At 65.1% G+C, this 26525-nt stretch carries 26 protein-coding genes and 1 pseudogene; 11 read left to right on the forward strand and 16 right to left on the reverse strand.

Annotated features, from left to right (window positions below):
• The first annotated feature begins 233 nt into the window (after nucleotides 1-233).
• Nucleotides 234-1511: an amidohydrolase gene (locus ACZI8R_RS14715; RefSeq protein ID WP_463380378.1), complete on the forward strand. Its 1278-nt coding sequence runs from the start codon at nucleotides 234-236 to the stop codon at nucleotides 1509-1511.
• Here the strand turns inward: ACZI8R_RS14715 and ACZI8R_RS14720 are convergent.
• Together ACZI8R_RS14720 and ACZI8R_RS14725 are read right to left on the reverse strand one after the other, a co-directional pair.
• The gene (locus ACZI8R_RS14720; RefSeq protein ID WP_463380379.1) at nucleotides 1502-1732 is read right to left on the reverse strand and encodes a helix-turn-helix domain-containing protein; all 231 of its coding nucleotides are present in this window, start codon (nucleotides 1730-1732) and stop codon (nucleotides 1502-1504) included. The genes ACZI8R_RS14715 and ACZI8R_RS14720 overlap by 10 nt on opposite strands.
• Nucleotides 1732-2388 carry a hypothetical protein gene (locus tag ACZI8R_RS14725; protein WP_463380380.1) on the reverse strand — a complete coding sequence of 219 codons (657 nt, stop codon included), beginning with the start codon at nucleotides 2386-2388 and terminating at the stop codon, nucleotides 1732-1734. Before ACZI8R_RS14725 ends, ACZI8R_RS14720 begins: the two co-directional genes overlap by 1 nt.
• Before the next feature lie 149 nt (nucleotides 2389-2537).
• On the opposite strand from ACZI8R_RS14725, the gene ACZI8R_RS14730 reads away from it, so the two are divergent.
• The 5 genes from ACZI8R_RS14730 (at nucleotide 2538) to ACZI8R_RS14750 (ending at nucleotide 6658) form a co-directional block, all read left to right on the forward strand.
• On the forward strand, nucleotides 2538-3416 hold the full coding sequence (locus tag ACZI8R_RS14730) for a DUF1295 domain-containing protein (RefSeq protein WP_463380381.1): 879 nt from the start codon (nucleotides 2538-2540) through the stop codon (nucleotides 3414-3416).
• Nucleotides 3413-4531, forward strand: coding sequence for an FAD-dependent oxidoreductase (locus ACZI8R_RS14735; RefSeq protein ID WP_463380382.1), 1119 nt, complete (start codon nucleotides 3413-3415; stop codon nucleotides 4529-4531). Before ACZI8R_RS14730 ends, ACZI8R_RS14735 begins: the two co-directional genes overlap by 4 nt.
• A gap of 9 nt (nucleotides 4532-4540) precedes the next feature.
• Nucleotides 4541-4978, forward strand: a complete 438-nt coding sequence (locus ACZI8R_RS14740) for a CoA-binding protein (RefSeq protein WP_463380383.1) — start codon at nucleotides 4541-4543, stop codon at nucleotides 4976-4978.
• 96 nt (nucleotides 4979-5074) lie between these two features.
• A complete protein-coding gene (locus tag ACZI8R_RS14745) occupies nucleotides 5075-6076 on the forward strand; it encodes an MBL fold metallo-hydrolase (protein WP_463380454.1) in 1002 nt (333 codons plus the stop codon).
• A 51-nt stretch (nucleotides 6077-6127) separates the two neighbouring features.
• The gene (locus tag ACZI8R_RS14750; protein WP_463380384.1) at nucleotides 6128-6658 is read left to right on the forward strand and encodes a pentapeptide repeat-containing protein; all 531 of its coding nucleotides are present in this window, start codon (nucleotides 6128-6130) and stop codon (nucleotides 6656-6658) included.
• 77 nt (nucleotides 6659-6735) lie between these two features.
• Here ACZI8R_RS14750 and ACZI8R_RS14755 read toward each other — a convergent pair whose 3' ends face one another.
• The 5 genes and pseudogenes from ACZI8R_RS14755 to ACZI8R_RS14775 all read right to left on the reverse strand — a co-directional run.
• Nucleotides 6736-6864, reverse strand: a complete 129-nt coding sequence (locus ACZI8R_RS14755) for a hypothetical protein (protein ID WP_463380385.1) — start codon at nucleotides 6862-6864, stop codon at nucleotides 6736-6738.
• A gap of 184 nt (nucleotides 6865-7048) precedes the next feature.
• The gene (nhaA, locus tag ACZI8R_RS14760; RefSeq protein WP_463380386.1) at nucleotides 7049-8893 is read right to left on the reverse strand and encodes a Na+/H+ antiporter NhaA; all 1845 of its coding nucleotides are present in this window, start codon (nucleotides 8891-8893) and stop codon (nucleotides 7049-7051) included.
• Nucleotides 8894-8901: 8 nt separating this feature from the next.
• The gene (locus tag ACZI8R_RS14765) at nucleotides 8902-9600 is read right to left on the reverse strand and encodes an alpha/beta hydrolase (protein WP_463380387.1); all 699 of its coding nucleotides are present in this window, start codon (nucleotides 9598-9600) and stop codon (nucleotides 8902-8904) included.
• A 46-nt stretch (nucleotides 9601-9646) separates the two neighbouring features.
• Nucleotides 9647-10153, reverse strand: coding sequence for an O-acetyl-ADP-ribose deacetylase (locus tag ACZI8R_RS14770; RefSeq protein WP_463380388.1), 507 nt, complete (start codon nucleotides 10151-10153; stop codon nucleotides 9647-9649).
• Between the two features lie 467 nt (nucleotides 10154-10620).
• Nucleotides 10621-11556, reverse strand: a pseudogene (locus ACZI8R_RS14775) (ADP-ribosylglycohydrolase family protein); the annotation flags it as partial.
• 61 nt (nucleotides 11557-11617) lie between these two features.
• On the opposite strand from ACZI8R_RS14775, the gene ACZI8R_RS14780 reads away from it, so the two are divergent.
• The 3 genes from ACZI8R_RS14780 (at nucleotide 11618) to ACZI8R_RS14790 (ending at nucleotide 15125) form a co-directional block, all read left to right on the forward strand.
• Complete coding sequence (locus ACZI8R_RS14780; RefSeq protein WP_463380389.1) at nucleotides 11618-12289, forward strand: NUDIX hydrolase; 672 nt, start codon at nucleotides 11618-11620, stop codon at nucleotides 12287-12289.
• A 52-nt stretch (nucleotides 12290-12341) separates the two neighbouring features.
• Complete coding sequence (locus ACZI8R_RS14785) at nucleotides 12342-14093, forward strand: patatin-like phospholipase family protein (protein ID WP_463380390.1); 1752 nt, start codon at nucleotides 12342-12344, stop codon at nucleotides 14091-14093.
• Nucleotides 14094-14282: 189 nt separating this feature from the next.
• Entirely contained in the window at nucleotides 14283-15125 is an 843-nt protein-coding gene (locus tag ACZI8R_RS14790) for an esterase/lipase family protein (protein ID WP_463380391.1), read from the forward strand.
• A 3-nt stretch (nucleotides 15126-15128) separates the two neighbouring features.
• Here ACZI8R_RS14790 and ACZI8R_RS14795 read toward each other — a convergent pair whose 3' ends face one another.
• The 8 genes from ACZI8R_RS14795 to ACZI8R_RS14830 form a co-directional block, all read right to left on the reverse strand.
• Nucleotides 15129-15488 (reverse strand): hypothetical protein, encoded by a 360-nt coding sequence (locus ACZI8R_RS14795; RefSeq protein WP_463380392.1) that lies wholly within the window; start codon nucleotides 15486-15488, stop codon nucleotides 15129-15131.
• Between the two features lie 83 nt (nucleotides 15489-15571).
• On the reverse strand, nucleotides 15572-16690 hold the full coding sequence (locus ACZI8R_RS14800) for a GIY-YIG nuclease family protein (RefSeq protein WP_463380393.1): 1119 nt from the start codon (nucleotides 16688-16690) through the stop codon (nucleotides 15572-15574).
• A gap of 25 nt (nucleotides 16691-16715) precedes the next feature.
• Nucleotides 16716-17501, reverse strand: a complete 786-nt coding sequence (locus ACZI8R_RS14805; RefSeq protein ID WP_463380455.1) for a hypothetical protein — start codon at nucleotides 17499-17501, stop codon at nucleotides 16716-16718.
• Nucleotides 17502-17620: 119 nt separating this feature from the next.
• The gene (locus tag ACZI8R_RS14810; RefSeq protein WP_463380394.1) at nucleotides 17621-19342 is read right to left on the reverse strand and encodes a dihydroxyacetone kinase family protein; all 1722 of its coding nucleotides are present in this window, start codon (nucleotides 19340-19342) and stop codon (nucleotides 17621-17623) included.
• The gene (locus ACZI8R_RS14815; RefSeq protein WP_463380395.1) at nucleotides 19321-20583 is read right to left on the reverse strand and encodes an MFS transporter; all 1263 of its coding nucleotides are present in this window, start codon (nucleotides 20581-20583) and stop codon (nucleotides 19321-19323) included. The genes ACZI8R_RS14810 and ACZI8R_RS14815 overlap by 22 nt, the downstream gene beginning before the upstream one ends.
• The gene (locus tag ACZI8R_RS14820; RefSeq protein ID WP_463380396.1) at nucleotides 20580-21035 is read right to left on the reverse strand and encodes a MarR family winged helix-turn-helix transcriptional regulator; all 456 of its coding nucleotides are present in this window, start codon (nucleotides 21033-21035) and stop codon (nucleotides 20580-20582) included. Before ACZI8R_RS14820 ends, ACZI8R_RS14815 begins: the two co-directional genes overlap by 4 nt.
• A 126-nt stretch (nucleotides 21036-21161) precedes the next feature.
• Nucleotides 21162-22331: an acyl-CoA dehydrogenase family protein gene (locus tag ACZI8R_RS14825; RefSeq protein ID WP_463380397.1), complete on the reverse strand. Its 1170-nt coding sequence runs from the start codon at nucleotides 22329-22331 to the stop codon at nucleotides 21162-21164.
• A 1-nt stretch (nucleotide 22332) separates the two neighbouring features.
• On the reverse strand, nucleotides 22333-23514 hold the full coding sequence (locus tag ACZI8R_RS14830) for a thiolase family protein (RefSeq protein ID WP_463380398.1): 1182 nt from the start codon (nucleotides 23512-23514) through the stop codon (nucleotides 22333-22335).
• 68 nt (nucleotides 23515-23582) lie between these two features.
• Between ACZI8R_RS14830 and ACZI8R_RS14835 the strand changes: the two genes are divergently transcribed.
• The gene (locus ACZI8R_RS14835; RefSeq protein WP_463380399.1) at nucleotides 23583-24395 is read left to right on the forward strand and encodes an SDR family NAD(P)-dependent oxidoreductase; all 813 of its coding nucleotides are present in this window, start codon (nucleotides 23583-23585) and stop codon (nucleotides 24393-24395) included.
• A 14-nt stretch (nucleotides 24396-24409) separates the two neighbouring features.
• Here ACZI8R_RS14835 and ACZI8R_RS14840 read toward each other — a convergent pair whose 3' ends face one another.
• Nucleotides 24410-25615: a hypothetical protein gene (locus tag ACZI8R_RS14840; protein WP_463380400.1), complete on the reverse strand. Its 1206-nt coding sequence runs from the start codon at nucleotides 25613-25615 to the stop codon at nucleotides 24410-24412.
• A gap of 130 nt (nucleotides 25616-25745) precedes the next feature.
• Here ACZI8R_RS14840 and ACZI8R_RS14845 point away from each other — a divergent pair, with 130 nt between their 5' ends.
• Entirely contained in the window at nucleotides 25746-26516 is a 771-nt protein-coding gene (locus tag ACZI8R_RS14845) for a deoxyribonuclease IV (protein WP_463380401.1), read from the forward strand.
• The last annotated feature ends 9 nt before the right edge of the window (nucleotides 26517-26525 follow it).

Below are 26525 nucleotides of genomic sequence, written 5' to 3' on the forward strand. Positions count from 1 at the left end.
GTCCTTAGGTGAGGTCGGAAGAGTCGGCGTCAGAAGTCGTGACCTCAGGTCTAATCGAGTCCGAGAGCACGGGCACTGGTTGAAATCGCCGTGATCACAGTTCCCCCTCCCCCGACCCCCACCCCGACGAATGTCACACCGGTTCGCGTCAGCTGAACCTGTGTGACATTCGTCGGGGTGGGGATAGCGTGAGAAGCGCGAAAGACCGTCCGACGACAGACAGGGAGCACACGGTGAGTAAGCAGAACGCAGTCACTGCAGGCCTGGACGACATTCGGTCTTGGCAGGAAGACCTGTACAAGGATCTGCACGCCAACCCGGAGCTCTCTCACCAGGAGACTCGGACGGCGGGCAAAGTGGCCGAGAAGCTGAAGTCGTTCGGCTTCGACGTTCGCGAGGGCGTCGGCGGCACCGGCGTGATCGGCATTCTGAGCAACGGAGACGGCCCACGCGTCCTGCTGCGCGCGGACATGGACGCCCTACCGGTGAAGGAACAGACCGAACTCCCCTACGCGAGCGGGGCTGTGGCGAAGGACGCCGACGGCAACGAGACTCCCGTCGCGCACGCCTGCGGCCACGACGTTCACGTCACGTGCCTGTTGGGCGCCTCGTCACTGCTCGCCGACTCCAAGGACTCATGGAGCGGAACTCTGGTCTCGTTGTTCCAGCCCGCCGAGGAACTGGGCGACGGCGCCCGCGGCATGGTGGACGACGGCCTCGCAAAAGTGGTCGGCGACGTGGATGTCGCTCTCGGACAACATGTCATGGCCATGCCCACCGGAACGGTTGCGACGCGACCCGGCCCTTCTTTCGCCAATGCCGACAGTATGCGGATCACCGCGTACGGCCGCGGCACCCACGGGTCGATGCCCCAATCCGGAGTCGATCCGGTGGTCCTTGCGTCGATGATCGTTCTTCGCCTGCAGACACTCGTCTCCCGCGAGATCGCGCCGACCGATGTCGCCGTGGTCACCGTCGGCAGTGTCCAGGCCGGGACGAAGAGCAACGTCATCGACGATCATGCCGTGCTGTTGCTCAACACCCGGACCTACGACGACGGCGTTCGCAAAAAGGTGCTGGACGGCATCGAGCGGATCGTGAGAGCCGAGTGTGTGGCGTCCGGCTCGCCGAAAGACCCCGAGTTCGAGCTGTACGACCACTTCCCGCTCACCGAGAACGACGATGCCACCACTGCCACGGTCCGCACGGCGTTCGACGACTACTTCGGAGAGAGCTCCACCGACCTGACCAAGGTGAGCGCCAGCGAGGACTTCAGTGACATCCCGAACGCACTGAACGTTCCGTACACCTACTGGTGCATCGGCGGTATCGACGCAGACATCTACCGCAAGGCGGAGAAGGCCGGCACCGTGGATTCCGACATCCCCGCCAACCACTCCCCGTTCTTCGCTCCGGTCGTTCAGCCGACCCTCGACATCGGCACTCAGACCCTCGTCGTGGCCGCACTGGCGTGGCTGGGCAGAGATCACGAGAACAACGATCACGAATAGTCGACGCTGAACAGGTCGCCCACATCGCACTCGAGCACTTTGCACAGGGCGGTGAGCGTCGAGAACCGGACGGCCCTGGCTCGATCGTTCTTGAGCACGGACAGATTGGCGACGCTGACGCCCACCAGCTCGGACAGTCGTGCCAGGGTCATCTCGCGCGAAGCCAGAAGCTGATCCAGGTGACACCGAACGCCGTGCTCCAGATCGGCCTCGGGAGGCATCAGACCAACCCCGCCTGGTCGCGTGCCATCCGCGAACCGATCTTCATGATCACGGCCATCGCCGAGAATGCCATGCAGAAGACGTAGATCGGCCAGAAGTCCGCGTTCAGCACCTCGGTGTCCACGTGCGCATTCGGTACGTCGGCGCCGATCCAGCCCAGGTCGCGAGCGGCCATGTTGCCGCCGAGCTGGCGAGGAATCACCGGCAGGAACACCGCCAGGATCGAGGCGATCGCGATCGCGTTGACGAGCTTCGCAGACCACAGCTCGAAGATGCCGCCGCGTATGAAGCGCACCACCAATACTGCCAGAAGTCCGAGCACCACAAGGTATCCCACAGATTCGAGCAGATCGCCCGCACGCAAGAACCCGACGGTGACGGGCGACAGCGATTCCGTCGGCACTTGCAACGGGATACCCGGCCCGGCTTGAACGAATGTTCCGTTCGGCGCGGTGATCCACTGCGCGTCGTCGCTGGACATCCGGAATCGAGTCGACACCGTCCCGTCGCCGAGCTGGCCCGTCAAGTTCACGACATACCTGGCAATCACTGCTATCGCCAGGACTGCAAAAACAGCAAGCGAGGCCGAAAGATCGCGACGATCCTTCTTCGTGGTCCCGACGATCTCGGCGGATTCTTCCTTCGCTCGAAACATCTCGCATCCCTCCGCGGTGTGCCATATCGATAATCGATTGGCTATCGATATTCGATACGGTATCGATAATCGATATGCCACGCAAGAGCGGCCGAGAATCACCACCCATCTCGCCACGAGAACACGTTGCAAATGTCTACAGTCGCTCCATGAACAAAGGGGCCGCCCTCGGCCGAGTTGCTGTCGCCTACCTGATCGCCATCGCCGCAGGCCTCGCATGGCTGATCTGGGGCCCCGACACCGGCCAACTGTGGCTGGACGGACTGATCGCCGACTTGATCGCCACCGCCGTCATCTTCGCGGCGAGCCGCATCCACCGTAATTCCAGCTTCTACGACGCGTACTGGAGCGTCGCACCCCCACTACTCGCCTTCTACTGGTGGATCGCGGCGGGCCAAGACGCCGACGGTGCACGGTGGTGGCTGATGATGGTCGTGATGCTGACGTGGGCGGTTCGCCTCACCGGCAACTGGATCTACAGTTTTCCCGGACTCCATCACGAAGACTGGCGCTACCCACTCCTCCGGGAGCGCGCGGGACGCTTCGAGATGGGCGCGGACCTGCTGGGCGTCCACGTGTTCCCCACGCTTCAGGTGTTCGCGGGCCTGATCCCGGTGTACGTTGTCGCCACTCGCGGCGGCGAAGCGTTCGGCCCACTCGACGTCGTCGCGTTCGCCGTGGGTCTCGGCGCAGTGACTCTCGAGACCGTCGCCGACCTCCAGATGCATCGCTTCGTGGCCACGAAATCTCCTGGACAGGTGATGGATCGCGGGCTCTGGGCATGGTCGAGGCACCCCAACTACTTCGGAGAGTTCGGCGTCTGGCTCTCGTTCGGACTCTTCGGACTCGCTGCGGCACCACAGAGCTGGTGGGTGTTGGCGGGCGCCGCAACCATGTTGGTCCTACTCCTCGGCGCCAGCATTCCGATGATGGAACAGCGAAGTCTCGAACGGCGCCCCGAGTACGCGAACGTCGTGCGGAGGGTCTCGCGATTCGTTCCTCGGCCGCCGAAGAAGGCCTCGGTGTGAGCCGACCGCGAGTCGTCGTCGCCGGCCTCGGTGACACCGGCGTCCTCTCGGCCGTATTTCTCGGACAGCACGCCGACGTCGTCGGTATTACCACGAAGCCCGTATTCGTCAGCGGCCAGGAACTCGGCATGCGAGTGGCCCGTCCGGACTCGTGGATGCGTGACTATCGCATCGCGTACAACAGGTTTCGCGGTTTGGACTCCGTACGCATCGTGCACGGTCGGACGACCGACCTGGACATGTCCGCACGCACCGTCGGTGTCCAACACGTAGACGGTTCGAGGACCGACGAGCCATACGACGCCCTGGTGATCGCGACCGGAGTGACCAACGGGTTCTGGCGACGGCCCGCCGTGCAGCGCGACACGGATATCGACGACGACCTCGCTTCGACGCACTCGAGCATCGCGCGGGCACGGTCGGTGGCGATCGTCGGAGGTGGTGCCGCAGCCGCCAGTTGCGCTGCACAGATTGCGGAACGGTGGCCGGAAAAGAATGTTCACCTCTACTTTCCAGGTTCGCACGTACTTCCCCATCACCACGGCCGCACACGGCGACGAGTCGAGGCCACCCTCACCGAACTGGGAGTCGAACTCCATCCCGGCCATCGCGCGACACTCCCTCCGGGCGGTGCGCCGCAGCACCTCACGGACGAACCCGTCGCATGGTGCACGGGCCAGGAGTCCACGACGGCCGACGTCGTCGTATGGGCCATCGGGAAGGTCGAACCGAACACGACCTGGCTTCCCGCGGAGATCCTCGACGAGAACGGATTCGTTCGGGTCGATCCCGACCTGAGCCTCGTCGGCCACGACGATATCTTCGCCGTGGGGGACGTCGCCGCAACCGACCGGTTGCGCACTTCCGCCCGCAACAAGGGCCACCAACTCCTCGCGCACAACGTGAAAGCCCACCTGAACGGCACGCCTCTGCGGTCGTACCGACCACCCGAACGCCGCTGGGGTTCCGTGCTCGGGCCGAGGCGCGACGGCCTCGTGGTCTTCGCCCCGAACGGACGCCGATTCCGCTTTCCGGCGTGGTCACTCGACGCTCTCCAGCGCGTCGTCGTCCGCAGGGGCATCTACCGCGGCGTGCGCAAAAGCCCAACGGAGTAGCTTCGGGAGATGGACTCACGCGAGCGAAACGAGAACTGGCAGAACCTGGACGCAATCTCCCTCATGCTCGACGACTGCAAGACCTGGGCCGTCGTCGGGCTTTCGGGAAATCCGGACCGAACGGCCTACGAGATTGCCGAGTTGCTGCAGCGTCGCGGCAAGCGCATCGTCCCGATTCATCCGAGCGCACCGACCGTCCTCGGCGAGCAGGGGTACTCCTCGCTGGCGGAGGTCCCCTTCCCGATCGACGTCGTCGACGTATTCCGCCAGTCCGATGCCGCCGGCGAGTTCGCCGACCAGGCCGTGGCCATCGGCGCAAAGGGAGTCTGGTTCCAACTCGGCGTCGTCGACGAGGATGCATTCGGGCGCACCACAGACGCCGGCCTCGCGATGGTCATGGATACATGCCCGGCCATCGAGTGGCGTGCCCGCGGCGAAGTGGTCTGACGCCCCGCCGCGCGCAAACTCGACATTTCACCCCGCCCGGAGTAACCATTAGACGTGTAGAACGTGTTCTAGAAAATGAGCGAATGGGGTAATCGGATGAACGGTGCGGCGCCGATAGGTGATGGAATCTTCCAGATACCGGTCCCCATCACGAACAATCCACTTGGCCACACCCTCGTCTACGCCATGGAATCACCCAGGGGTCTCGTCCTCGTCGACGCAGGCTGGGACGACGACAACGCCTGGAACGGCCTGAACGCCGGCCTCGCGGAGATCGGCCACTCGATCCAGGAAGTCGAGGGTGTGGTGCTCACCCACTTCCACCCCGATCACATCGGCCTGTGTGGACGCGTGCGCGAGGCCTCCGGCTCCTGGATCGCCATGCACGAATCCGACTTCCACGAGTTCGAGCAGATGACGGCCACCCGCGATGACGAGTTTCTCCGATTCCACCGCCAGAACCTGATCAACGCAGGCGCGGGGTCGACCGACGTCGCGGCGTTCGAGCTGGCAGATGCACCCGAGCCGCCGACCACTGCACGCTCCCGGCCCGACCGACTGCTCACCGACGACCAGCGCATCACGCTGAGTGGCCGCGAACTTCGGACGGTCCACACCCCGGGGCACACGCCGGGCCACGTGTGCTTCCAGCTCGAGCAAGCGGATGTGATGTTCACCGGGGACCACGTACTGCAGAAGACCACTCCCCACGTCGGCGCCTTCCGGTATCCGATGGAAGAACGCGACGCCCTCGCAGAATTCCTCGAATCGCAGAGACTGATGAAGTCGATGAACGTCACGAGAGGCTTCGGCGCGCACGGGATCCCGATCGACGACGTCGCCGCGCGCTCGGGCGAACTCATCGCCCACCACGAAGAACGTCTCGACCACCTGTACGAGGCCTTCGGCGAGGACGAACTCACCGTCTGGCAGGTCGCAGAACGTATGAAGTGGTACAAGCCCTGGGCCGACATTTCTCCGTTGGGCAAGCACATGGCCTTGGCCGAGGCGGCCGCCCACCTGCGACATCTCGTCGCTCGGAACATGGCCGTCCAGGTGCCGGATCGGGACCCTGCGGTGTTCGTGCGCGTCGAGTAGCTATCTGCCCAAACGGCTCCGACACTGCGGCATTTCGGTCATGATGTGGGCATGAAGAAGGGGCCCAAGGGTGTTCTCGTGGCAGCGTCCATTGCGGCGCTCGGCATGACCGGCGCCGGTGTCGCAGCAGCTGACCCGGCTGTGCAAATCAACGACTGCACCATCGTCGCCGATCCCACTCCCACCGAGCACACCACGTGCCCGGGGGCCGACCTGAGCCATCACGACCTCCGAGGCGCAAACCTCCGGCACGCGAACCTCGAAGGTGCCGACTTCCGCGGCACCAACGTCGCCACAGCCGATTTCACCGGTGCGAACCTTCGCAGCTCCGACATGAGCGACACGATCGCCACCGACGCCAACTTCACCGACACCGACGGCACCCTCGTCGTGCTCTACCGCACGAGCTTCGACGTGGGCGGCGTGCTCGTCGGAGACTTCGACATCACCACCGGCGATCATCAGGAGATCGCACCGGAACTGCTCGAGCAGATGCAGGAAATGCAGACACCCGTCCCACAGTCTCCGCCGCCGCCGGCTCCTCTCGGAACGCCCGCGCCGGCCCACCTGCCCAGCCGGTAACCACCTCACCGTGTACGAACGGAACGCCCGTCCAGTCTGACTGGACGGGCGTCGCGTTCGTACACGGTGGGGTGGGGTCAGGAGCCGAACATCGACCCCAGCGAGCCCATATCGCCGCCGCCTCCGCCGCCTCCGCCGCCCATTCCGTCCAGGAGCGGTCCGAGTACCTGTATCAACTGAACGACGACATTCAGTAGCTGTGCCATGTCCATGTCCGTACCTCCGATTGCCGATATCGATGGCTGCAATCCGTCGGTCGGGCCGGGAAAGCTGCCTGAACGTTCATCGACTTGAAGTACCCGACAGTTAGCGCAGGTAGCTGGGCTCCCAGAAAGTTGGTCGCGGCCGTACCAAGAGCTCGGTCGCGGTTCGATCCGGGAGTACGAACGCCTAGTCGCGTGCGTCTTCCAGCCGGCCGATCAGGGTGGCGGCATCGAACGGACCGACGTGCCGAATCAGATCGGATGAACTCGAGCCGAGATAGAACGTGGGCGTTCCACGGAAGTCGCTCGACAACGCGTCGAGTTCGTCATCGTCCACTCGGTGATTGCGAGAACCCGTGCGCATCGTCTCCTCGAATCGATCCATGTCCAGACCCAGCTCCGCAGCGTAGCCATAGATTTCGTCCTCGGACAAGGCATCGCTGTTCGCGAACAGATGGTCGTGCATCTCCCAGAACCTGTCCTGTTCGCTCGCCGCCTCACTCGCCTGGGCGGCGAAACGGGCATGCGGATGAACATCGTCGAGTGGCAGGTGGCGGAACACGTATCGGATGTCGTCTCCGAAACGGTTTCGCACGTCCCTGATGCTTCCCGTGGACCGACTGCAGAACGGGCACTCGAAGTCTCCGTACTCGACGAGGGTCAGCGGTGCGTCCTCGCGACCCCGGATGTGGTCGCGTTTCGGGTCGACGGGCCGGAGCAGCCTCGTCCCCGTCTGCTCGGCGGGAGGGTGGATTCGGTCGGACACGCGAAACAGGGCCCATCCGAGTCCGGTCGCGATCACGGCGGCGACGATAACTCCTACTCGCGCTTCGTTGGCGAGATCCGGCGAAGGAACCGCAAGGTCCACGATGAACAAGGAAATCGTGAACCCGATACCGGCAAGCGCCCCACCGCCGGCAACCTGCGAAACAGTGAGTCCCGGCGGCAGACTGCCCGGCCGCGCCCTCGCGAACAGCGCCGTCGCTCCGGTGATGCCGACGAGCTTGCCCACCACCAGGCCCAGCACGATGCCCCACGCCAAGGTCGAGGTAGCCGCGTCGGCGAGAGTGTCCGCGCTGATCACCACCCCGGCGTTGGCGAGAGCGAAGATCGGGACGACGAGAAACGCGGTGTACGGCTGATAGAGCCGCAACAGGCGCTCGTTCACCGACACCGCGCGCAGCACCCCCAGCTGCGCGGCCCGCGCATAGTCCGAATTGGGTGACTGCCGGAACGCCCTGGTCAGCTCACCGGCTCGTTCCACCTCACTACGGCGGGGTGGGTAGACCGGCAGGATGAGCGCGATCAGCACGCCGGCCAACGTCGGGTGAACCCCGGATTCGTAGAACGCCAGCCACGTCCCCGCAGCCACGACGAAGTATGCGACGCCGCGCCACACCTCGAGCCTGCGCAACTGCAGGATCACCAGTAGGCCGACTCCGCCGAGGAGCAGCGGACCCATGCGCAGGTTGTCCGTGTAGAAGAAGGCGATGATCGCGAGCGCACCGATGTCGTCGGCGACGGCAAGGGTGAGGATGAAAACGCGTAGCCGTGCCGAACACCTAGGCCCCACGAGCGCCAGCGCGCCGAGAACGAACGCGGTGTCCGTGGACACCACCACTCCCCACGCACTCGCTTCCTCGCCACTCGGGTTGAGCGCCAGGAAGATCAGTGCGGGCAATGCCAGACCGGCCACGGCTGCTACGAGTGGAACCGCGGCACGCGTCCGGTCGGTGAGTTCACCGATGGTGAGTTCACGTTTCACCTCGAGACCGACGACGAAGAAGAACAGCGTCATCAACGCGTCGTTCACCCAGTGCTTCAGGTCGAGCGCGATGGAGTGTTCGCCCAACGTCACGGTGAGCGGGGTGTGCCAGAACGACTCGTACGAATCACCCACGTTCGCCCAGACCAGCGCGACCACCGTCGCCGCGAGCAGAAAGCCTGCCGACAACTTCGCGTCGTCGGAGTCTTCTCGAAAATTCGCTATCCGCAGACCGATTCGACTCAGGCGGGTGTCCGTGTTCGTCATCGGTTCGATCAACCCGGCAAATCCGTGACGTATTCCTCCAACAGCGCGGCCAACTGCTCGGGCCGCGACAATGCGATCAAGTGACCCGCGTCCACCACATCCGGTTCGACAGCGAGCCGTGTCCGCGTGAGCTCTCGTAGAAATTCGAACGGAAAGAGCCTGTCGTACCGTCCGAGAACAACACGGACGGGCACCGAAGGCCACGCGCTCGCATCCCACACCGTCTCGAAAGACCTATCGGACATCGGTACTTCCGGACGCCCGAAGACTTCTTCGGTGACGTCGGCAGGCACGTCGTGGAAGAACAACCGCTGCACATCCATCGGCGCATCGGGATCTCGGCCGTCCGCCAGGTCTGCGTTGCGCTGCGCCGCCTCCTGGCCGGTGTTCTCCCACCACTGCCCGGCCGACTCGCCGGGCGCGGGCAACATGGGAGCCACGAGAACGAGCAGATCGACGGAGATCTTCTCGCACACGATCGCGGCTGTGAACGCGGACATCGACTGTGCCACCAGCACCAGTGGGCGGGTCGTACACGCCGCAGCTTCGACGACGACGTCGGCGAACTCGTACTGGCCGGCGTCCTCGTCGCCGTACGGCAGATCGACCGTGACCGCGGCATGCCCGTTGTTCGACAGCATCGGAGTCACCCGATGCCAGTAGAACGAATCCGAGCCCGCGCCGGGAAGCAGAACGAAAGTAGCCACTCGAGTCTCCTTCGGTCCGGTTCACCGTAGCGCGGGCCCGGGGTCGCTAGCCGATCTCTCGGCGCATCAGTTCAGCGACATGGCGATCGAAGGCCACCAGGGTCGCGACGTCCACACTCGTGTGCGCGCCCTTCAGCGCGACGACGGCCTGACGTACGGCCATATCGACCGGCCACCCGAATGCGCCGCCGGAAACGAGCGGAAATGCCACCGTCTTCCCGCCGAGCGAATCCGCGACGGTCAAGCTGGTGGTGTACGCGGAGCGCAGGATCGACGAACGATTCTCCCTCGCCGAGTACCTGGGCCCGACGGTATGGATCACCCAACGCGCCGGGAGACGTCCGGCCGTCGTGGCGACGGCAGCACCTTCAGCAAGGCCGTTCGGCAGCGACGTGGCACGCAACGTCTTGCACTCCACCAGAATGTCCGGCCCGCCCGCACGGTGAATCGCACCGTCCACACCACCGCCACCGAGCAGAGCGGAGTTCGCAGCATTCACGACGGCGTCCACACGCATGCGGGTGATGTCGCCCTCTACGACGTCGATGATCATTTCGACGCCTCCCTTCGGCATGGGTGGACGGCCACTTCCCACAGTGCCGGATCCGGGTCTGCCCATGGAAGGGCATCGAGCACATCGTTCGGGTTCTCGCCCAGGATGATTGACATTCGCGCTGCGACAGCCGGCGTGCGACTGCGCCCCTCCACGCAGTGAACAAGGACGTTTCCGTACCGCTCGCGGAGTTCGAGAATCGTCCGCGCAGCGTCCTCCAGTACGAAATCCAGGTTCTGGTTACGATCCGGACCACCGTCCGCCAGCCAGAATCGAACGTGGTTCGGTCTGGGCACTTTTTGCCCGACCCGGCAGAGACTCACGACAGACGCCACACCTTCGAGACGCAGTCCGCCCGCTCCGGTGAGAAACACGTCCGAGACGTGCGGGTGATGCGCGAACTGCGCGATGTCGTAGCGCGAGTAGTCGAGTTCTGCGGCAGAGGGCCAGCCCATCGAGTCGTCGCGTCCGCCCCACGCGGCCCGTACCGCAAGGCGCACCAGGTCCGAGGCATCCAGTCCCGGCCACCCGTGGAGTTTGCGTCGCCACCGCGCGGGTACGGCCGACGCTCCCCAGCGCGCACCGAGAAGACCGCCTGCGATCGCCGCCGTCGTGTCTGTGTCGTGGCCGGCCCGCACTGCTCTTTCGAGGGCGTCCTGCAGATGTTGCGGGCCGGAGTCGTCGGTACCGGTGATGGCCCACCACGCGGTCTGCAATGCGTGCACCACCCAACCGTTGTTCGGAAAGTCCGCAGGTGTGCCCGTTTCCGCCTGATCGAGCAGGGGACCCCAGAACTCGGCGGCATCGTCGCGAGCAACCTCGAGATAGCGGCGCACTCCCCCGAAGTTGCCGTGCAGTACGGCATGCCGGATCGCGTACGTCCACATCGCACAGGCCTGGGTTGCCCGCAGGTCGTCGTGAGTGAGCGCGCCCACCTGCACGGCCGCGTCGATGCATCCCGCCTCGTCGCCGAGGTACGCGAGCGCCACCGGCGCGGCCCGCATCAGCGAGCCGTTGCCGCCTTTGCGTCCGGTGATACTGCGGGCACGCTCCTGCATCCATGCTCCGGACGTACTGCGCGCCGACAAGACCGCCCGCGTCTGATTCCCGATGTCCTTGGGGTTCCCGTCGTACCAGCGCAGAAACTGGGCGGCCACCTCGTCCAACCCGTTCTCCGAACGCAGATCGATGCCCTGCGCCGCCACCTCGGCGATCGCGACCGCCATCGACGTGTCGTCCGTCCACTCGCCGGGCGAGAATCCGAACGGCCCGCCCCCGATCATGTCGATCTTCGCGTCGGCCGCAGGATGAGTGAACTCGTATCCCGCACCGAGCGCGTCCCCCGCAGCCGTGCCGAGCAGAACCCCTGCCGCGCGTGCCGTCTGCTGCTCCGTAAGTCTCATGATCTCCCCTTCGCTCAATTATGAGCTAAACGATAGATCAGGATTGCGCTAATATGCAAGCGTGGCATGGACGGATTCGAACGGAAAGAACTTGACCGAGTACCCGCGACCCTCGGTTGCCGTGGACGTCGCGGTCCTGACGGTGCACGACGGCACCGTGAAAGTCTTGACCGTCGCCCACAGGGACACGCGAGCCCTACCCGGGACCTTTCTGCACCCACGCGAAACCCTCACCGATGCCGCCCACCGAGCATTGCGGGACAAGGCCGATATCGCCGGAGCCCGACTTCACCAGCTACGCATGTTCGACGATCCCGACCGGGACGACCGCGGTTGGGTGTTGTCGATGGCCCACGGTGCAACGATCCCGGCCACCGAACTCCCCGCGAAGGCGACTCTGCTCCCCTGCAACGACCCCGCAGTCGCCGACCTGGCCTTCGACCACCGGCACATGGTGCGTCTCGCCGTCGCCGACCTGCGGGATCGCTACGCACGCAGCCCTGATCCCGATCATCTCCTGGGAAGTGCATTCACCATTCTCGAGCTGCGACGCCTCTACGAGACCCTCTATTCACGTGCACTACCGAAGGACTCGTTTCGCAGGCATGTGATCGAGGGCCTTGCCAGCACAGGCGAAATGTCGACCACCGGAGGCGGACGACCTGCGGAAACGTATCGCAGACGTGACGCGGCCGAATTCCCGAAGAGCGCAGCGGCCTTGTTCACAGGGTGACAGGCGTCACGTGCACCGCATTGCAGGTGATCCTGTGCGGCAGACTGGCATCGTGAAGGCACGCCCGTACGACGACACCCAGGACCTCCTCGAGGACGATCTCGACCTCGGAGCCACGGATCTGGATGCCGAGTTCGAACAAGAACTCGACAATCCCGATCAAGTGGATGTCACGGAACTCCCCGATCAGGACTCCGTCCTCGCTCTGCAGCGCATGGAATCCGCACTGGTCAGAGCCGATCTTGCACATCCCGACGTGCTCACCCGCGAGGAATACCGCCGCCTGCGATACATCATCGGATTCGCGCGGCTCACGGTGTTCGAGCCTGGCGCAGCCGGGCCCGACGGCTCCCGTGGACGACCGGACGTCGACGTCGGCCCGGAGATCGCGGCGTTCCGTGGGCGCGTGGTCGACGCTCTTCACGACCCGCTGCGCGGCGAGCGGAATCTGGAGAAGCGACTCGTCGCCGCGAAGAACATCCTTCCGGGCCTCGTCGAACCGCTCGAGGAAGAGCGACGCGGGATGGCCGACCGCCACGCATCGGAGTTCTCGCTGGTCGAACTCGATTCCGAGGTCTGCTACAAGGCATTGGTCTGCTCGCTCGGCGGTGGCGGTGGCGCCGGCTACGTGTACCTGGGCGGCATGAAGCGGATCATCGATCAGGGCCTCACGCCCGCCTACATTCTCACCACCTCGATCGGCGCGATCGTCGGCAGTGTCACCGCGCGCACCCTTCCCGTCCCCGTCGACGAGTACATCGATTGGGCCAAGACGGTCAGTTACGGCGGCATTCTGGGGCCCGCTCGCCTCGGCAACCGGCAGCACGGGCTCGGCGGCGTCTTCTCGCTCACCTTCGACGACTTCGCCGACGATCTCTTCCGCAACGAGGACGGCTCCCCCATGGCCTTGGGCGATCTGTCGATTCCGTTCGAGACCGTTGTCGCCGGCGTTCGCCGTCAGTCGTTCGACCGTCTGCCCGCACGACTTCGCAGCCAGGAGACCGCAGCCAATCGGATGCGCGCTCTACCCAAGACTGGAGCCGGACTCAGCCGTCAGGTCGGCCTGGGAGTTTGGCAGGCGTCGGCGTTCATCGATCGCCAGCTGGTCAAGCCCATCATCCTGGGATCCGACGAGCTCACCTCGCGCCTCAACGTCGTGGATGCGGCGAGCTTCTCGGCGTCCATACCCGGCGTCCTGCACCACGAGACGCGCGACCCGAACATGACGCCCATCCTCGACGAACTGTTCGAGCAGAAGGACGTCGCGGCACTGTTCGACGGCTTCGCAGCAGGCAACGTCCCCGTCGAGATGGCGTGGCGGCGAGTTCAGGACGGACGACTCGGAACCCGTAACGCCTGCTATTACGCCTGGGACTGTTTCCACCCGCAGTGGGGCCCGAAACACCTTCTGCTACAACCCTTCACACAAGCCGTTCGAATCCAGATGGTGCGCAATGCGCCGTTCGCCGATCGGATCGTGCGCTTCCGCCCCACACTCTCCGCCCTCAACCTCGCGCCTTCGCCGCGAGCGCTGGATCGTGCCGTGCACTGGGGTCAGAATTCCGTCGAGGAATCACTGCCGATGATCGAGCATCTCGTCGAACCGATCTGGTGGGAAGGCTCGGGGCCGCCGCGCGCAGAGAAGTTCGACATCCCGGTGGAAGAACGTGATCCCACTCCCCCGGCCCGTTCGATGCGTCTCGTGCTGCGGCGCGCTCGCGACCGCGTACGTATCGCGACGATGCGCAGCCATCGCAGGAAACTCCGCAAGGAATCCGTTCGACCCCCTGTGACGACAACGTAACCGCATCGACACCCGTTACTTCCCGGTAGTAAATCTTCCGGCGGTACCGTCTCGGCAAGTACAACAATTGCCGAAAGGTAGCCGATGCGTCTTTCCTCGCTTCGCACGTACGGGTCACGAGCCGGAATTATCGGCGCTACCATAGCCTTTGCTTTTCTTGTCGGGTCCACGGCCACTGCCGATGTTCCGTTGCCACCAGCCATTGTCACGCTCGTCGGCACCCCGGACGGGAACGCGGCCGGCTCCAACGACTGGACCTGCACGCCCTCTCCCGAGCACCCCAACCCCGTCGTGATGGTCCACGGAACGGCCCAGAATCGACAGAACGACTGGTCGACACTCGCGCCTGTGCTGAAGGCCGAGGGATATTGCGTGTTCGCCCTGACCTACGGAAACTTTCCCGGACTGCCCTGGCCGATGAACGCTGTCGGCGGACTCGGGTCGATGGAGCAGAGCGCGACCCAGCTCGCGACCTTCGTCGACGAGGTTCTGGCCTCCACCGGCGCATCACAAATCGACCTGGTGGGCCACTCCCAGGGAACGCTCATGCCCGCCAGGTACGTCAGCTCCCTCGGCGGAGACGCCAAGGTGGACAAGTACATATCGATGGCCCCGATGTGGGGTGGCAGCCACCGTCCACCGTACGAACAGATCGTCCAGGCCGCCGATCGCATCGGACAGCGAGACACCTTCGAGCAGGTGGTGCGCGCGGTCGGGTGTGGGTCGTGCCCCGAGCTCATCGCCGGTTCGTCGTGGTACGAGGCATTGGCGGCGGACGGTCCGTATGCCGACGATGTGGAGTACACCAACATCGTGACCATCTACGACGCCGTGGTGGTTCCGTACACGAGTGGCATCCTGGAAGCACCGAACGCGAAAAACATTGTCTTACAGGACCACTGCCCAGAGGACCTCGTCGAACACGAAGATATCGTGGACGACCCGATCGCCGGGGTCCACGTACTCAATGCGCTCGATCCCAGCCATCCACGGCCGGTACCGTGCTTCCCGGTACCGGCCGAACTCGACTGACCGTCAGGGCTCGTTGCCCGAGTTGTCACCCGAGTCGCTGTTGGGCGAATCTTCGCCGCCTTCGTCGCCGCTGTAGATCGCGGGCTGGGGATAGCCGTCTTCAGGACCGTCACACCAGTTGTCGTACTGGTTGTACGGGTCCACGCCCCAGCCCGGAACATTCGGCTCGTACGGTTCGGCCCAATCGTCACAGCCCGACGGCCCGTACGGAGGAAACCCCGGCGGCATCGGTGCGACATTGTCGGGAGCGCGTACCGAAACCGTCAGATCGTCCAGCGCGTCGGCCGACGCGACGCCGGGTAGAGCCATTCCGAACGCCGCCGCGATCACGCCGACGGCGGCCAGTTTTGCGTTGACCTTCATTACTGTCTCGCCTTCATGTGGATACCCCGCCGTTCGGCTGTACCCACAATCAGCGCGGTAAAACAATCAACGCAACAAACCCGTCAGCGACCCGGGCGGGCGTGGGTGACGTGCGGCGCCCACCCGTGGGACGGCCAGCGTTTCAGGCCCACTCGGTCCGGAGTGACACGCTTGTTCACGAACTGCGCCTCGAGCTCGGAATCGACGTCGCCGGCGAACCTCCACAGTGACGCGTCGGCCGTGCGAGAAGCGATCTCCCACGAACGAGTCCGATATACGGCGCGAACGATGTTGTCCGCGAACACGATCACGGGAAGGTTCTCGGTGCCGCGCACCGCTGCGCCGGCCGGCCAAGCTCCGCGCGCCGCAGCGTAGATCTCCTCGGGGCCGACACCGCGGACACCCGCCTGCTTCACTTCGAGCAGCAGACACGGGGTCGGGAGGGTCGGAACGCGCTCCGCCGAGTACTGCAGTGCCAGATCCTCGATCCGGGCCGCCTTCTTGTCGTCGGCGCCCACGAGGTTGGTCAAGACCGGATGATCACCACTCTCGAACAGGCCGAGGCCCGCGATCAGCGCGTCGACCCGACCGGTGGCAGACTCCGCCGCGTCTGCGGAGTTCTCCACGTTGTGAGCGAGAATGTAATGCTCCACCTCGTGGCCGGAGTCGTAGATATCGCGAATGCGGGCGATCACCGCCTCACGCACCTCTGCGGAGTCGGCTTCCGGATCGTCGAGAAACTGCCGCTTCTCGTTCTCCTCCAGCGCAGCCCACACATGACCGAACACTCGGTTGCCGGTTCCCGCCCCGACGTGGAACGGGCGCCTGCTCCGCGGATCGAGGAGCGCGTACACGTACCGGCCCAATTCCGCAGTCACGGTGTCGGGCAACGGCTGAGGCGAAGGACGCGTCTGATGGACCGGAGTCACCACCAGCCGCAGCGCTGCAAGCTTCAGACCGACCGGCACCCCGAGACCGTCACCGATTCCGTCGAACAGCGCAGTGGACGCCGCCTGCACCGAGATGTACGTCTCTCCGACGTGGCGCTGCAACGACTTCGTGACAGCCGCGAACTGCGCGTGGCGTACCTTCGGATCCGCCGACGCATCCTGCTGGTCGTCGGACGCGAGAAAAGCCTGAACCTCGGCAGAGTCGAGCCAGCGGGGAAGAATGTCGAGCGGAACTGTCCAGACGGTAGCCATGACCGAACCCTATGTGGTCAGGTCGTCACGCCACATGTTTGCCCAGCGGAAGGCGTGCTGGCGTGTCGATTTCCCAGAACACCCATCCGTCGCGGTCTTCCGCGTCACCGCTGATGTGACTGGCCACCGCGCTGGCGGCGGTAGTGGGATCGGGGAATCGGCGGCCCTCCATTGGGCCCCGCATGATCTCGAGTCCGTACGACCTTGGATCGAACATGGCAACCAGGCGGTAACCCTCGCAGTCGGCAACCACCTGCAGCCTTGGGTCGACGACCTCGTCCACGACCGGCGCCGGCTTCGACACCTTCCGCCCGGCCCCCGACCGTTTGTCGTCGTGGTGCGCCGCAGCGCGGTCGGCATCCACATTCGCGTAGCGGCTCGGGTCTTTCGCACCGGTGAGGCCGAGCAGATCCCACCGGTCACGCCCATGCGCAACGCGGGCCAGCCCGATCGCGTGGTGACCGGTACGCGTGCGACCGGGGGTGTCCATCATCCACAGATCGACCTCCGCGCGGATGTCGTCGGCCACGTCTGCGGATGGAATGACGAAGAACTCCTCCGGCGACGCCGCAAGGTCGACGAACACCCAGTAGTGCGAGCCCGTGTCGTCGTCTTCGAGCGATTCGTCCTGCTTGCGCGCCTGCCAATCGCCGGCCAGTTTGGAACGCACCCGTACCACGCAACTGTCGCCGGCTTCGTTCCATACCTGGACCGGATTTCGACGCGAATGAGTGAGGCGTTTGGCCTTTCCACCTCGCTGAACGACGTCTGCGATGAACGCGTGGATGCCTCTGCTCGCCGTGTCTTCCATCGTTTCCGTTCGTGTCGTGGCGCCCCGAGCGCTGATGTGGAGCAGTGGCGACGGGTTCAGCGGCACAACTCGACCTGTCGTCCCACCATACGGGGTCGAATGCTCAGGATTCGGTCACCTCATGGTCGGCCGTGCGATGCAGCCTGGGCCGCTTCGGCGAAGAACCACGACAGCACGAGCGCTCCCGGATCCACGACACCCCGAGACGCTTCGCCCACGTAGCTGGCGCGACCACGTCGGGCGATGATCTCGCCGGTGGACTCGGCTCCCGCGGCGGCGGCCTCTGCAGCCTGTTGCAGGACCTCCGCGAGCGGCCGGTCGGCGGCTTCCAACACGTCGACCGCCGGCGCGATCGCGTCGATCATCGTCTTGTCACCCGGCCGTGCGCCGCCCACCTCGGTGATCGCGTCCATACCGGCGCGAGCCGCGCTGGACAGGGCAGACAGCCCCAGTCCGTCCGGATTCTCGGTCGCCGACAGATAGAACTGCCGGAACCAGATACCGAACAGGGCACCCGAAGTGCCGCCCGCATGCCCCAGATACGCATCGGACACCGTCTCGAAGACCGTGGGAAACGCGAACCCCTCGCGGACCTTGCGGACGTCGACGTGCTCGAGGGCCGCAGCCATGTTGGTACCGAAGTCGCCGTCACCGGCACGACGATCCAGATCGGTGAGGTGCGGCTCCTCGGACAGCACCTTCTCCACCCAGGCGCCGAGCCACCGGCCCACTCCCGCTCGCCCCAGGGCATCTTCGGTGTCGGGTGCGGACTCGGAACTCTCTTCCGCCGCGATCGGAGCGGAGAACTCGATCCTCTCGGGCACACTTTCGAACGCCTGGGCAGGCGCATTGGGCCACCCCGGCGCGGCGGTCGGGGCGTCCCACAGTTCCAGCATGTCCGCGTCGGTTCGCACCAGAGTGATGGAGGCTCCGTCCATGTCGAGTGCCGTCACGAAGCTCCCGACAAGACTGCGTTCGACGCGAATCCCCTTGTCGGTCAGATACTGCGCCGCCTCGGCGAACAACAGATTCAGCGACAACGGGTGTGTGGCGCCCAGGCCGTTGACGATCACGATCAACTGGTCACCGGTCTCGATACCCAGTGACTCCGCCACAGGATCGATCAACCGGCGAACCAACTCCGACGCGGGCATCGCCGGGACCCGCTCGGTGCCACGCTCACCATGGATACCGATACCGAGTTCGATCTCCCCGTCGGGAAGGTCGAAGGAAGGTTCGTCCGCACCGGGCAACGTGCACGCCCGGAGCGCCACCGCCATGCTGCGTGCGTTGCGGGCGGTTCGCCGTCCGAGTTCGGCGACGGTAGCCAGATCGTCGCCTCTCTCGGCAGCAGCCCCGCAGATCTTCTCGACGGCGACGGTCGCCGCAGTGCCACGACGGCCGGGACCATCCGCACTCTCGGATGCAACATCGTCGTCGACGAGCACCTGTTCGACGATGATGCCGTCCTCGGCCACCATCCTCTCGGCGATCGTGAAGTTGAGGATGTCGCCGGTGTAGTTCTTCACGATGTGCACGACGCCGGCCCCCGCGTTCACGGCCCGCGTCGCGGCGCGCACCTGCAAAGCGTTGGGGGAAGTGAAGATCAGCCCAGGGCACGCACCGGTCAGCATCCCCTGACCGATGAAGCCTGCGTGCAGCGGTTCGTGCCCCGACCCGCCACCGGACAACAGCGCGACCTGGCCGCCGGGGAGCGGATTGCGCCTGGTCAGGTAACCCGGCTCCGAGTGCCACTCGAGATCGTCGGTGCCGGCGACCGCTCCACGGAGCGCGTCGACGACGAAGGCCTTGGCCGAGTTCAGGAACTGTGGATGCGCCATTCATCCAGGCTATGGGAAGAGGCGGCCCGACGGTCTCGGCCCAGAATGAAGAGTCCCATCACGGCCGCGACCAGACAGGCGGCGGCGCCGAGCGCCAGACCTGCGCGCCCGCCCCATTCCTCACTGACCCATCCCGCAACCGGCCCACCGATGGCCGTGGATCCCATGAACGCGACCGAGAACAACGCCATCACGCGACCACGCATGTTGGGCGCCGCCTCGAGCTGCAACGAACTGTTCGTCGTCGCCGTGAACGCGGTACTGAGTGCACCTACGAAGATCATGACGCCGATCAATACGCCGAGGGAGGGAGCGACTGCGGCAACGGCCATGAGGATCCCGAATACGAGTGCCGTGAAGACCATCGGCCGAACCCCCGTCCTCCCCCAGGTCGCCACGGCGAGACCACCGAGAACGGCACCCACACCCATTGCAGCGGTGAGAAAGCCGTACGCCGCCGCGCCGCCGTCGAACACCTTCTCGGCGACCACCGGTAGGACCACCTGAAACTCGAACGTCAGGCAGCCGACGAGCGCCATCATCATGAGCGGCACCGCGAGGCTGGGGCTACGCCGGACATACGCGAGTCCTTCGCGCAGCTGTCCCTTCGCGCGTCCGGTGGGCGGGGAAGGCCGCAGCGCGGACACGTCCAGACGAACAAGCGACACCACGACGGCTACGAAACTGGCTGCATTCAGCATGAAGCAGAACCCCAGACCGCCTGCCGCGATGACGATTCCGGCGACAGCCGGACCGACGGTGCGGGCCGCACTGGCCAGCACCGACTGCAGACTCACCGCATTACGCAAGTTGTCCGCACCCACCATCTCGAGCAGGAAGGACTGGCGAGCGGGTTGTTCGAAGCAATTGTTGAGACCGAGCAGAACGGCGAGCACGTAGACGTGCCAGAGTTCGACCGCCCCGGTGATCGTGAGTGTCCCGAGGACGAGAGCAAGAAGACCCATCATCATCTGGAGTCCGATCATCAAGCGCCGCTTGTCGACTCGGTCCGCGATCACGCCGCCGTACGGGCCGAGCAGCAGGATCGGCACCGTCTGCAACGCGACGACAGTACCCACAGCCGTTCCCGAACCCGTCAACTGCAGCACGAGCCACGACTGCGCGATCGTCTGCATCCAGGTGCCGATGAGCGATACGGCCTGGCCACTGATGTAGCGACGAAAGTTGGGTACGACCAGCGCCGCGAAGGTCTGCCCGCGAAGAGTTGCAGCCATCGTCATTGTGGGTCACCGGGCCGCTGCGCCATCTCCTCCGACAGGGCTTCGAGTGCACCCAGCGCATCCAGCAGGGTCTCGGCGTGACCTTCGGGGAGTCGGCTCAATCGATCGGCGAACAGTGCAGTGCGCTGCGCTCGCAGCCTCAGGAACAGTTTCCCGCCCGAGTCGGTCACCGCCGCGTTCACTGCGCGCTTGTCGTCGGGATCGGCGGTACGAACGATCAGACCTGCTGTCTCGAGTTTGCCGAGCATCCGCGAGAGCATCGTCGGGTTGACGCCCTCGATCTCCGCCAATTCGCGCACACCCAGCGGGCCGCGGCGCGCAACCGTCGACAGAATCGAGAACTGTGTTCGGGTCAGCCCCTCCTCCGCGGAGTGTCGGTCGACGTGGCGGGCAATGCGCCCGAGCGCGACTCTCATGCGACTGACGTCGTCGTCGGCGAACACGTGCTGCATATGCCTCCCGATTTAGTTGCCTATCGGCAAGCATATACCCGCGGTCAACCTCCCCCACTACCGACGAATGTCACACCCGTTCGCGTGAGCTGAACGTGTGTGACATTCGTCGGGGGTGGGAGTGGGTCAGAGGGACTTCGCGATGATGCCCTTCATGACTTCGTTGGCACCCGCGTAGATCTTCTGGACGCGAGCGTCCTCGTACATCCGCGCAATCAGGTATTCGCGCATATAGCCGTAACCGCCGTACAACTGCACGCAACGGTCGATCACTTCGCACTGCTTCTCGGTGAGCCAGTACTTCACCATCGCGGCGTCGGCCGGATCGAGTTCACCCTCGAGGTGAGTTTCGATGCAGTGGTCGCTGTAGATCCGCGACGTACGGGCGATCGTCTGGCATTCCGCCAACTCGAACGCGGTGTTCTGGAACTCGAACAGGCTGTGGCCGAATGCCTGCCGTTCCTTGGTGTACGCCACGGTCTCGGCGACGGCACGTTCCATCGCGGCGACGGCCTGCACGCCGATGATGAGCCGTTCCTGCACGAGCTGGGCGATCAGCTGCCCGAACCCGAGCCCCTCGGACTCACCCAACAAGTTGGAGACCGGCACGCGCACGTCGGTGAACGACAGTTCCGACGTATCGGCGCCCTGCTGGCCCACCTTGTCGAGAACCCGCCCGACCTCGAACCCGGCACAGTCCCGCAGATCGACGATCAGCAACGAGACGCCCTTGGCGCCCGCCTTCGGATCGGTCTTGACGACCAACACGATCATGTCGGCGGACGATCCGTTGGTGATGAAGGTCTTCGAACCGTTCACCACGTACTCGTCGCCGTCGCGGATGGCGGACGTCTTGATCGCTTTGAGATCCGAACCGGCGCCGGGCTCCGTCATGCCGATGGCTCCGACGACCTCTCCCGTCGCCATCAGCGGCAGCCACGCCTTCTTCTGCTCCTCGGATCCGTACTCGAGAACGTAGTGAGCCACGATGCCGCTGTGCACCGAGTTGCCCAGCGCGTAGTCACCCGCATACGACTGCGCCTCGAACACGGCGAGGTCGTGCGCGAAAGTGCCGCCACCTCCCCCGTATTCCTCGGGGATGGAGCAGCACAGAATTCCCAGCTCGCCTGCTGCCCGCCACACGGACCGGTCGACGCAATGCTGCTCGTCCCACTGCTCACGTTTGGCGATCAGTTCACGTTCGAAGAATCCGCTGGCGAGCTCGGACAGCGCCCGAACCTCGTCGTCGTGCCACGACGGGACGTGCTTCGACTTGGCCGTACCGGATCCCGCCATGTCAGATCCTCCGGAACAGGGCTGCGAGCGCCTGTCCGCCGCCGATGCACATGGTGACGATGCCGAGTTCGAGATCGCGACGAACCAGATCCTTCGCGACGCGCAGGCTCAGGATCGCGCCGGTTGCGCCGACGGGGTGTCCGAGTGCGATGGCGCCGCCGTACGGGTTGGTCTTCTCCGGATCGAGCTGCGCGTCACGAATCACGGCGATGGCCTGCGAAGCGAACGCCTCGTTGAGTTCGACGACGTCGATGTCGCCCGGCGTGGTCCCGGTCTGTTCGAACAGGTTCCGCAGGGCCAGGACCGGTGCGTATCCCATCAGACCCGGATCCATCGCAGCCGTCGCGACGGCTTCCAGGCTCACGAGTCCGCTCAGCCCCTTGTCCTGCGCCACGGATTCGCGGGCGAGAACGAGAGAGGCGGCGCCGTCGTTGATGCCGGAGGCATTGCCCGCGGTGACCGAGCCGCCCTCTTCGAAGGCGGGGCGCAGCTTGGCGAGCGTCTCGGTCGTGGTGTCCGGCTTGAGGTGCTCGTCCTTGTCCACCGTCACCGACCTGCGTCCACCCGTCTCGACTGCCGTGATTTCCTCGGCGAACGCGGCCTGTGCGGCTGCTGACGCGGCGCGGCGCTGCGACTCGACTGCAAACTCGTCCTGCTGCTCACGGGTCACGTCGTACTTGCGCGCGACGGCCTCGGCGGTGCGTCCCATGTGGGCGTTGCTGAACGGGTCGGTGAGCATCGCAACCGTGCCGTCGACCAGTTTGCGGTCACCGAGCTTGAAGCCGCCGCGGGCCGAGAAGTCGTAGAACGGCATCCGGGACATCGACTCGTCGCCGCCGGCAACCGTGATGTCGGCGCCGCCCCAGCGCATCTGCTGGGCTGCGCTCCAGACTGCCTGCAACCCGCTGCCGCACAGACGGTTCACGGTGAACGCGGGAGTGCTCTCGGGCAGTCCGGCCGCGAGGGCGACCCGGCGGGCGTTGTAGGCGTCCGGACCGACCTGGCCGATACAGCCCATCACGACCTCGTCGATGTCCTCCGCGGCCACGTTGGCGCGTTGAAGAGCCGCCTTGGTGGCTGTCGCACCGAGTTCGTGCGCCGGCACGTCCTTGAGGGCGCCGCCGAAGCTGCCGATGGGGGTACGGGCACCGTCGACGACGACGATCTTTTCAGGAGTAGTCATAGGAAAATAGTAGGACATCGAAGTAATTCCGCGACGGCCCGCTTCTCGTACTTCCGTAGATTGATGCCATGACTCTGCCCACCCCGTCATCGCACAGCACGGCAGTCGTGACCGGCGCATCCTCCGGAATCGGCCGCGAAATCGCGCTGAATCTCGCAGCCCGCGGGCATCACGTCACACTCGTTGCCCGGCGCCTCGACGTTCTGACCGAACTTGCCGCGGAAGTAGCGGCTGCGGGAGGGGCGGCCGAACCGCTGGCGACCGACCTTTCCGATCGCGATGCCCGCGCGGGTCTGCTCGATCGCGTGACCTCGACCGGACGCGTCCCCGATGTGCTGATCAACAGCGCGGGTTTGTCGACCCTGGGGTCGATCTCGGACTCGGACCCCGACGAGGAGATGAACATGATCGAGGTCGACGTCGTAGCGGTAGCCGACCTCTGCAGCAGATTTCTCTCCGGCATGGTGGCCAGGAAGAGTGGGGCGGTCCTCAACGTCGCGTCCGTAGGAGCATTTCAGCCGGTACCTGGCCAGGCCGGCTACGGAGCGTCCAAGGCATTCGTGCTGTCGTTCACGGAAAGTCTGCGCGGCGAACTCATCGGCACGAACGTGAGCGCGACGGTGTTGTGCCCCGGCCCGGTGGACACCGGGTTCGGAGAACGAGGCGGATTTTCGAAGGAGGATGCCGAGGCGGCACTCCCCCGTTTTCTGTGGAAGAGCCCGGCATTCGTGGCGGAGGCCGGGATCGACGGGCTCGACGACGGCAAAGCCGTCGTCATCCCGGGCTTCGCGAACTGGGCTGCGGCGATGCTGGGAAAGTTCACCCCGAACCGTCTGCTCGTCCCTGCACTTGCTCGGTCACTACCGGGAGCGCGCGGCTGACTACCGGTGAACTCTCACCTGTCGCGTCCGCCTGCGTCCGACCACGCCGTCAACGCTGCGATGTCGCCGTACAACGCACTCTGATAAGTGCCGAGCAACTCGTCGACACCACTGAACTGGTCACCGACGAAATGTGTGTTCTCTGCCGAGAGTTCTCGGTTGCCCGACCGCGCGATCAGGTCGTCGATACGACTGTCGAGACTCATGGTGCGCCGCACTGCAGTCATGGAACGCAGTTGCACCTCTGCCTGACTCACCAGATCACCGATCCGGGCCAACGCTGCGACCCGGTCGACGAGTTGGTCCCACACAGGGCGCAGCGCCTGTTGCCTCGAACGAACCTGCTCTCGTGCCGCGCCGCCGTGCGCGCCGCGAGCCGCATCCGCCAGTTCCGCAGTAATACCTCGCAACGCGATGGCATCCAGAGCGATCTGGGTGAGTTCCTGGGCCAGGTCGAGTTGGTGTCGCTGAATCGCGAAATGTTCGGAATGCCAGGTCGCCGAGCCGTCGATGCGGTCGAAGAGCATGCCCGCAAGAAAAAGCAGTGTGTCGTACGGGTCTGCGAACTCGTCGTGCTCGGGGTCGGTCGCGCGGCCGATCGCTCCCGCCACTCGTCGACCCAGACCGGCAACCGCACCCGGCCCCGAGAGGTCCGCCAACCGATCCGCAGCCGTGTTCCGCACCAGGTTCCCGGCATCGGAGAGCCAGCTTCCACCGCCGGGAGCGGGGGTTCGCTGCAACGCCGCGAACAACGCTTCACGCTGCTGCGGGTCGAGGTGCACGCCCTGACGACGATCACGACGGATCTGCCGGACGCCCGACGCAAAGTGACTGTTCGAATGCACCACGACGCCGCGCATACTTCGCAGCTTCTTCGCCAGCTCGGCCGCCCGGTACTTGAACACCAGCTGGGCGGGCCCCGGCTTCATGGCATCGATCTTGCGTGCCACCTCGCCGTACTCGTCCGAAATCGCGCGAAGCGCCCCGAAGCCGCCTACCGAGGGGATCTGTCGACCTGCCTGCCGACGTGCGCCGATGATGTCGCGGGTGGGTGCGTCGAGGTAGCCGCTCGCCAGTAGAACGGCCGCGTCGTCCGAGAGCTGTTCGTGGCGGCCGTCGATGCGGGAACTCTCACACCAGGACCGCACCTGCGCGGATACGCGCGCGCGACGCTCCTCGACCGTCTCGAAATCGGACGGTCGTCGCGGTGTGTCCGACATCGGGCCTCCTGAGATTTTCTCCTCTTCCACTGTTCCAGAAAATTCGGACGTGCGCCGCTGTCTGCACCCACTGTGTCCCGAAGGTCACGAAGTCCTTCCCGCCGTGACTGCACCACCTACCCTGAATCACATGCGCATAGGGGCACACGTACGCCAGGACGACGACCCGATCGGGCAGGGCGAGGAACTGGGCGCCGACATCGTCCAGTTGTTCGTCACCGATCCGCAGAAGTGGAACAAACCCGATCCGCATCCCCGTACCGACCAGATCCTCGCGAGCCCGATCGACGTGGTCGTGCATTCCTCGTACGTCATCAATGTGGCGAGCCTGAACAACCGACTCCGCATGCCCTCCAGGAAGGCGGTGTCCGAGCAAGCCCAGGCTGCTGCGGACCTCGGTGCCATCGGACTGGTGGTCCACGGCGGGCACGTACGCCAGGGTGAAGATCCGGCCGAAGGAATCTCCAACTGGCGCAAGCTCTTCACTCGCCAGGCCGACAAGGGCGGGTTCCCGGTGCCCATCCTCATCGAGAACACGGCGGGTGGCGATGCCGCGATGGCCCGCTACTTCGACGACATCGGCCGCTTGTGGGACGCAGTGGGTGACCTCGGTGCCGGTTTCTGCCTCGACACCTGCCATGCGTGGGCCGCAGGCGAGGACCTCGTGGGTGTGGTCGAACGCATCAAGGCGATCACCGGCCGAATCGACCTGGTGCACCTGAACAATTCTCGGGACGAGTTCGACTCCGCACGCGACCGGCACGCGAACATCGCCGAAGGCACCATCGACGCCGACGTACTGGCGGAGGTCGTACGGACAGCCGAAACGCCGGTGATCCTCGAAACCCCAGCCGAGGGGATGGCCGACGACCTCGCCTATCTGCGTGAGATCACTGCTTGACCGGTAGGT

The sequence above is a fragment of the Rhodococcus huquni genome (assembly GCF_055231055.1).

Coding starts and splice junctions, on each gene's coding strand:
- ACZI8R_RS14720 (WP_463380379.1), bottom strand. CDS start 1,732: ATGCCTCCCGAGGCCGATCTGGAGCACGGCGTTCGGTGTCACCTGGAT.
- ACZI8R_RS14725 (WP_463380380.1), bottom strand. CDS start 2,388: ATGTTTCGAGCGAAGGAAGAATCCGCCGAGATCGTCGGGACCACGAAG.
- ACZI8R_RS14730 (WP_463380381.1), top strand. CDS start 2,538: ATGAACAAAGGGGCCGCCCTCGGCCGAGTTGCTGTCGCCTACCTGATC.
- ACZI8R_RS14740 (WP_463380383.1), top strand. CDS start 4,541: ATGGACTCACGCGAGCGAAACGAGAACTGGCAGAACCTGGACGCAATC.
- ACZI8R_RS14745 (WP_463380454.1), top strand. CDS start 5,075: ATGAACGGTGCGGCGCCGATAGGTGATGGAATCTTCCAGATACCGGTC.
- ACZI8R_RS14750 (WP_463380384.1), top strand. CDS start 6,128: ATGAAGAAGGGGCCCAAGGGTGTTCTCGTGGCAGCGTCCATTGCGGCG.
- ACZI8R_RS14755 (WP_463380385.1), bottom strand. CDS start 6,864: ATGGCACAGCTACTGAATGTCGTCGTTCAGTTGATACAGGTACTCGGA.
- nhaA (WP_463380386.1), bottom strand. CDS start 8,893: ATGACGAACACGGACACCCGCCTGAGTCGAATCGGTCTGCGGATAGCG.
- ACZI8R_RS14770 (WP_463380388.1), bottom strand. CDS start 10,153: ATGATCATCGACGTCGTAGAGGGCGACATCACCCGCATGCGTGTGGAC.
- ACZI8R_RS14795 (WP_463380392.1), bottom strand. CDS start 15,488: ATGAAGGTCAACGCAAAACTGGCCGCCGTCGGCGTGATCGCGGCGGCG.
- ACZI8R_RS14800 (WP_463380393.1), bottom strand. CDS start 16,690: ATGGCTACCGTCTGGACAGTTCCGCTCGACATTCTTCCCCGCTGGCTC.
- ACZI8R_RS14805 (WP_463380455.1), bottom strand. CDS start 17,501: ATGGAAGACACGGCGAGCAGAGGCATCCACGCGTTCATCGCAGACGTC.
- ACZI8R_RS14810 (WP_463380394.1), bottom strand. CDS start 19,342: ATGGCGCATCCACAGTTCCTGAACTCGGCCAAGGCCTTCGTCGTCGAC.
- ACZI8R_RS14815 (WP_463380395.1), bottom strand. CDS start 20,583: ATGACGATGGCTGCAACTCTTCGCGGGCAGACCTTCGCGGCGCTGGTC.
- ACZI8R_RS14820 (WP_463380396.1), bottom strand. CDS start 21,035: ATGCAGCACGTGTTCGCCGACGACGACGTCAGTCGCATGAGAGTCGCG.
- ACZI8R_RS14825 (WP_463380397.1), bottom strand. CDS start 22,331: ATGGCGGGATCCGGTACGGCCAAGTCGAAGCACGTCCCGTCGTGGCAC.
- ACZI8R_RS14830 (WP_463380398.1), bottom strand. CDS start 23,514: ATGACTACTCCTGAAAAGATCGTCGTCGTCGACGGTGCCCGTACCCCC.
- ACZI8R_RS14835 (WP_463380399.1), top strand. CDS start 23,583: ATGACTCTGCCCACCCCGTCATCGCACAGCACGGCAGTCGTGACCGGC.
- ACZI8R_RS14840 (WP_463380400.1), bottom strand. CDS start 25,615: ATGTCGGACACACCGCGACGACCGTCCGATTTCGAGACGGTCGAGGAG.
- ACZI8R_RS14845 (WP_463380401.1), top strand. CDS start 25,746: ATGCGCATAGGGGCACACGTACGCCAGGACGACGACCCGATCGGGCAG.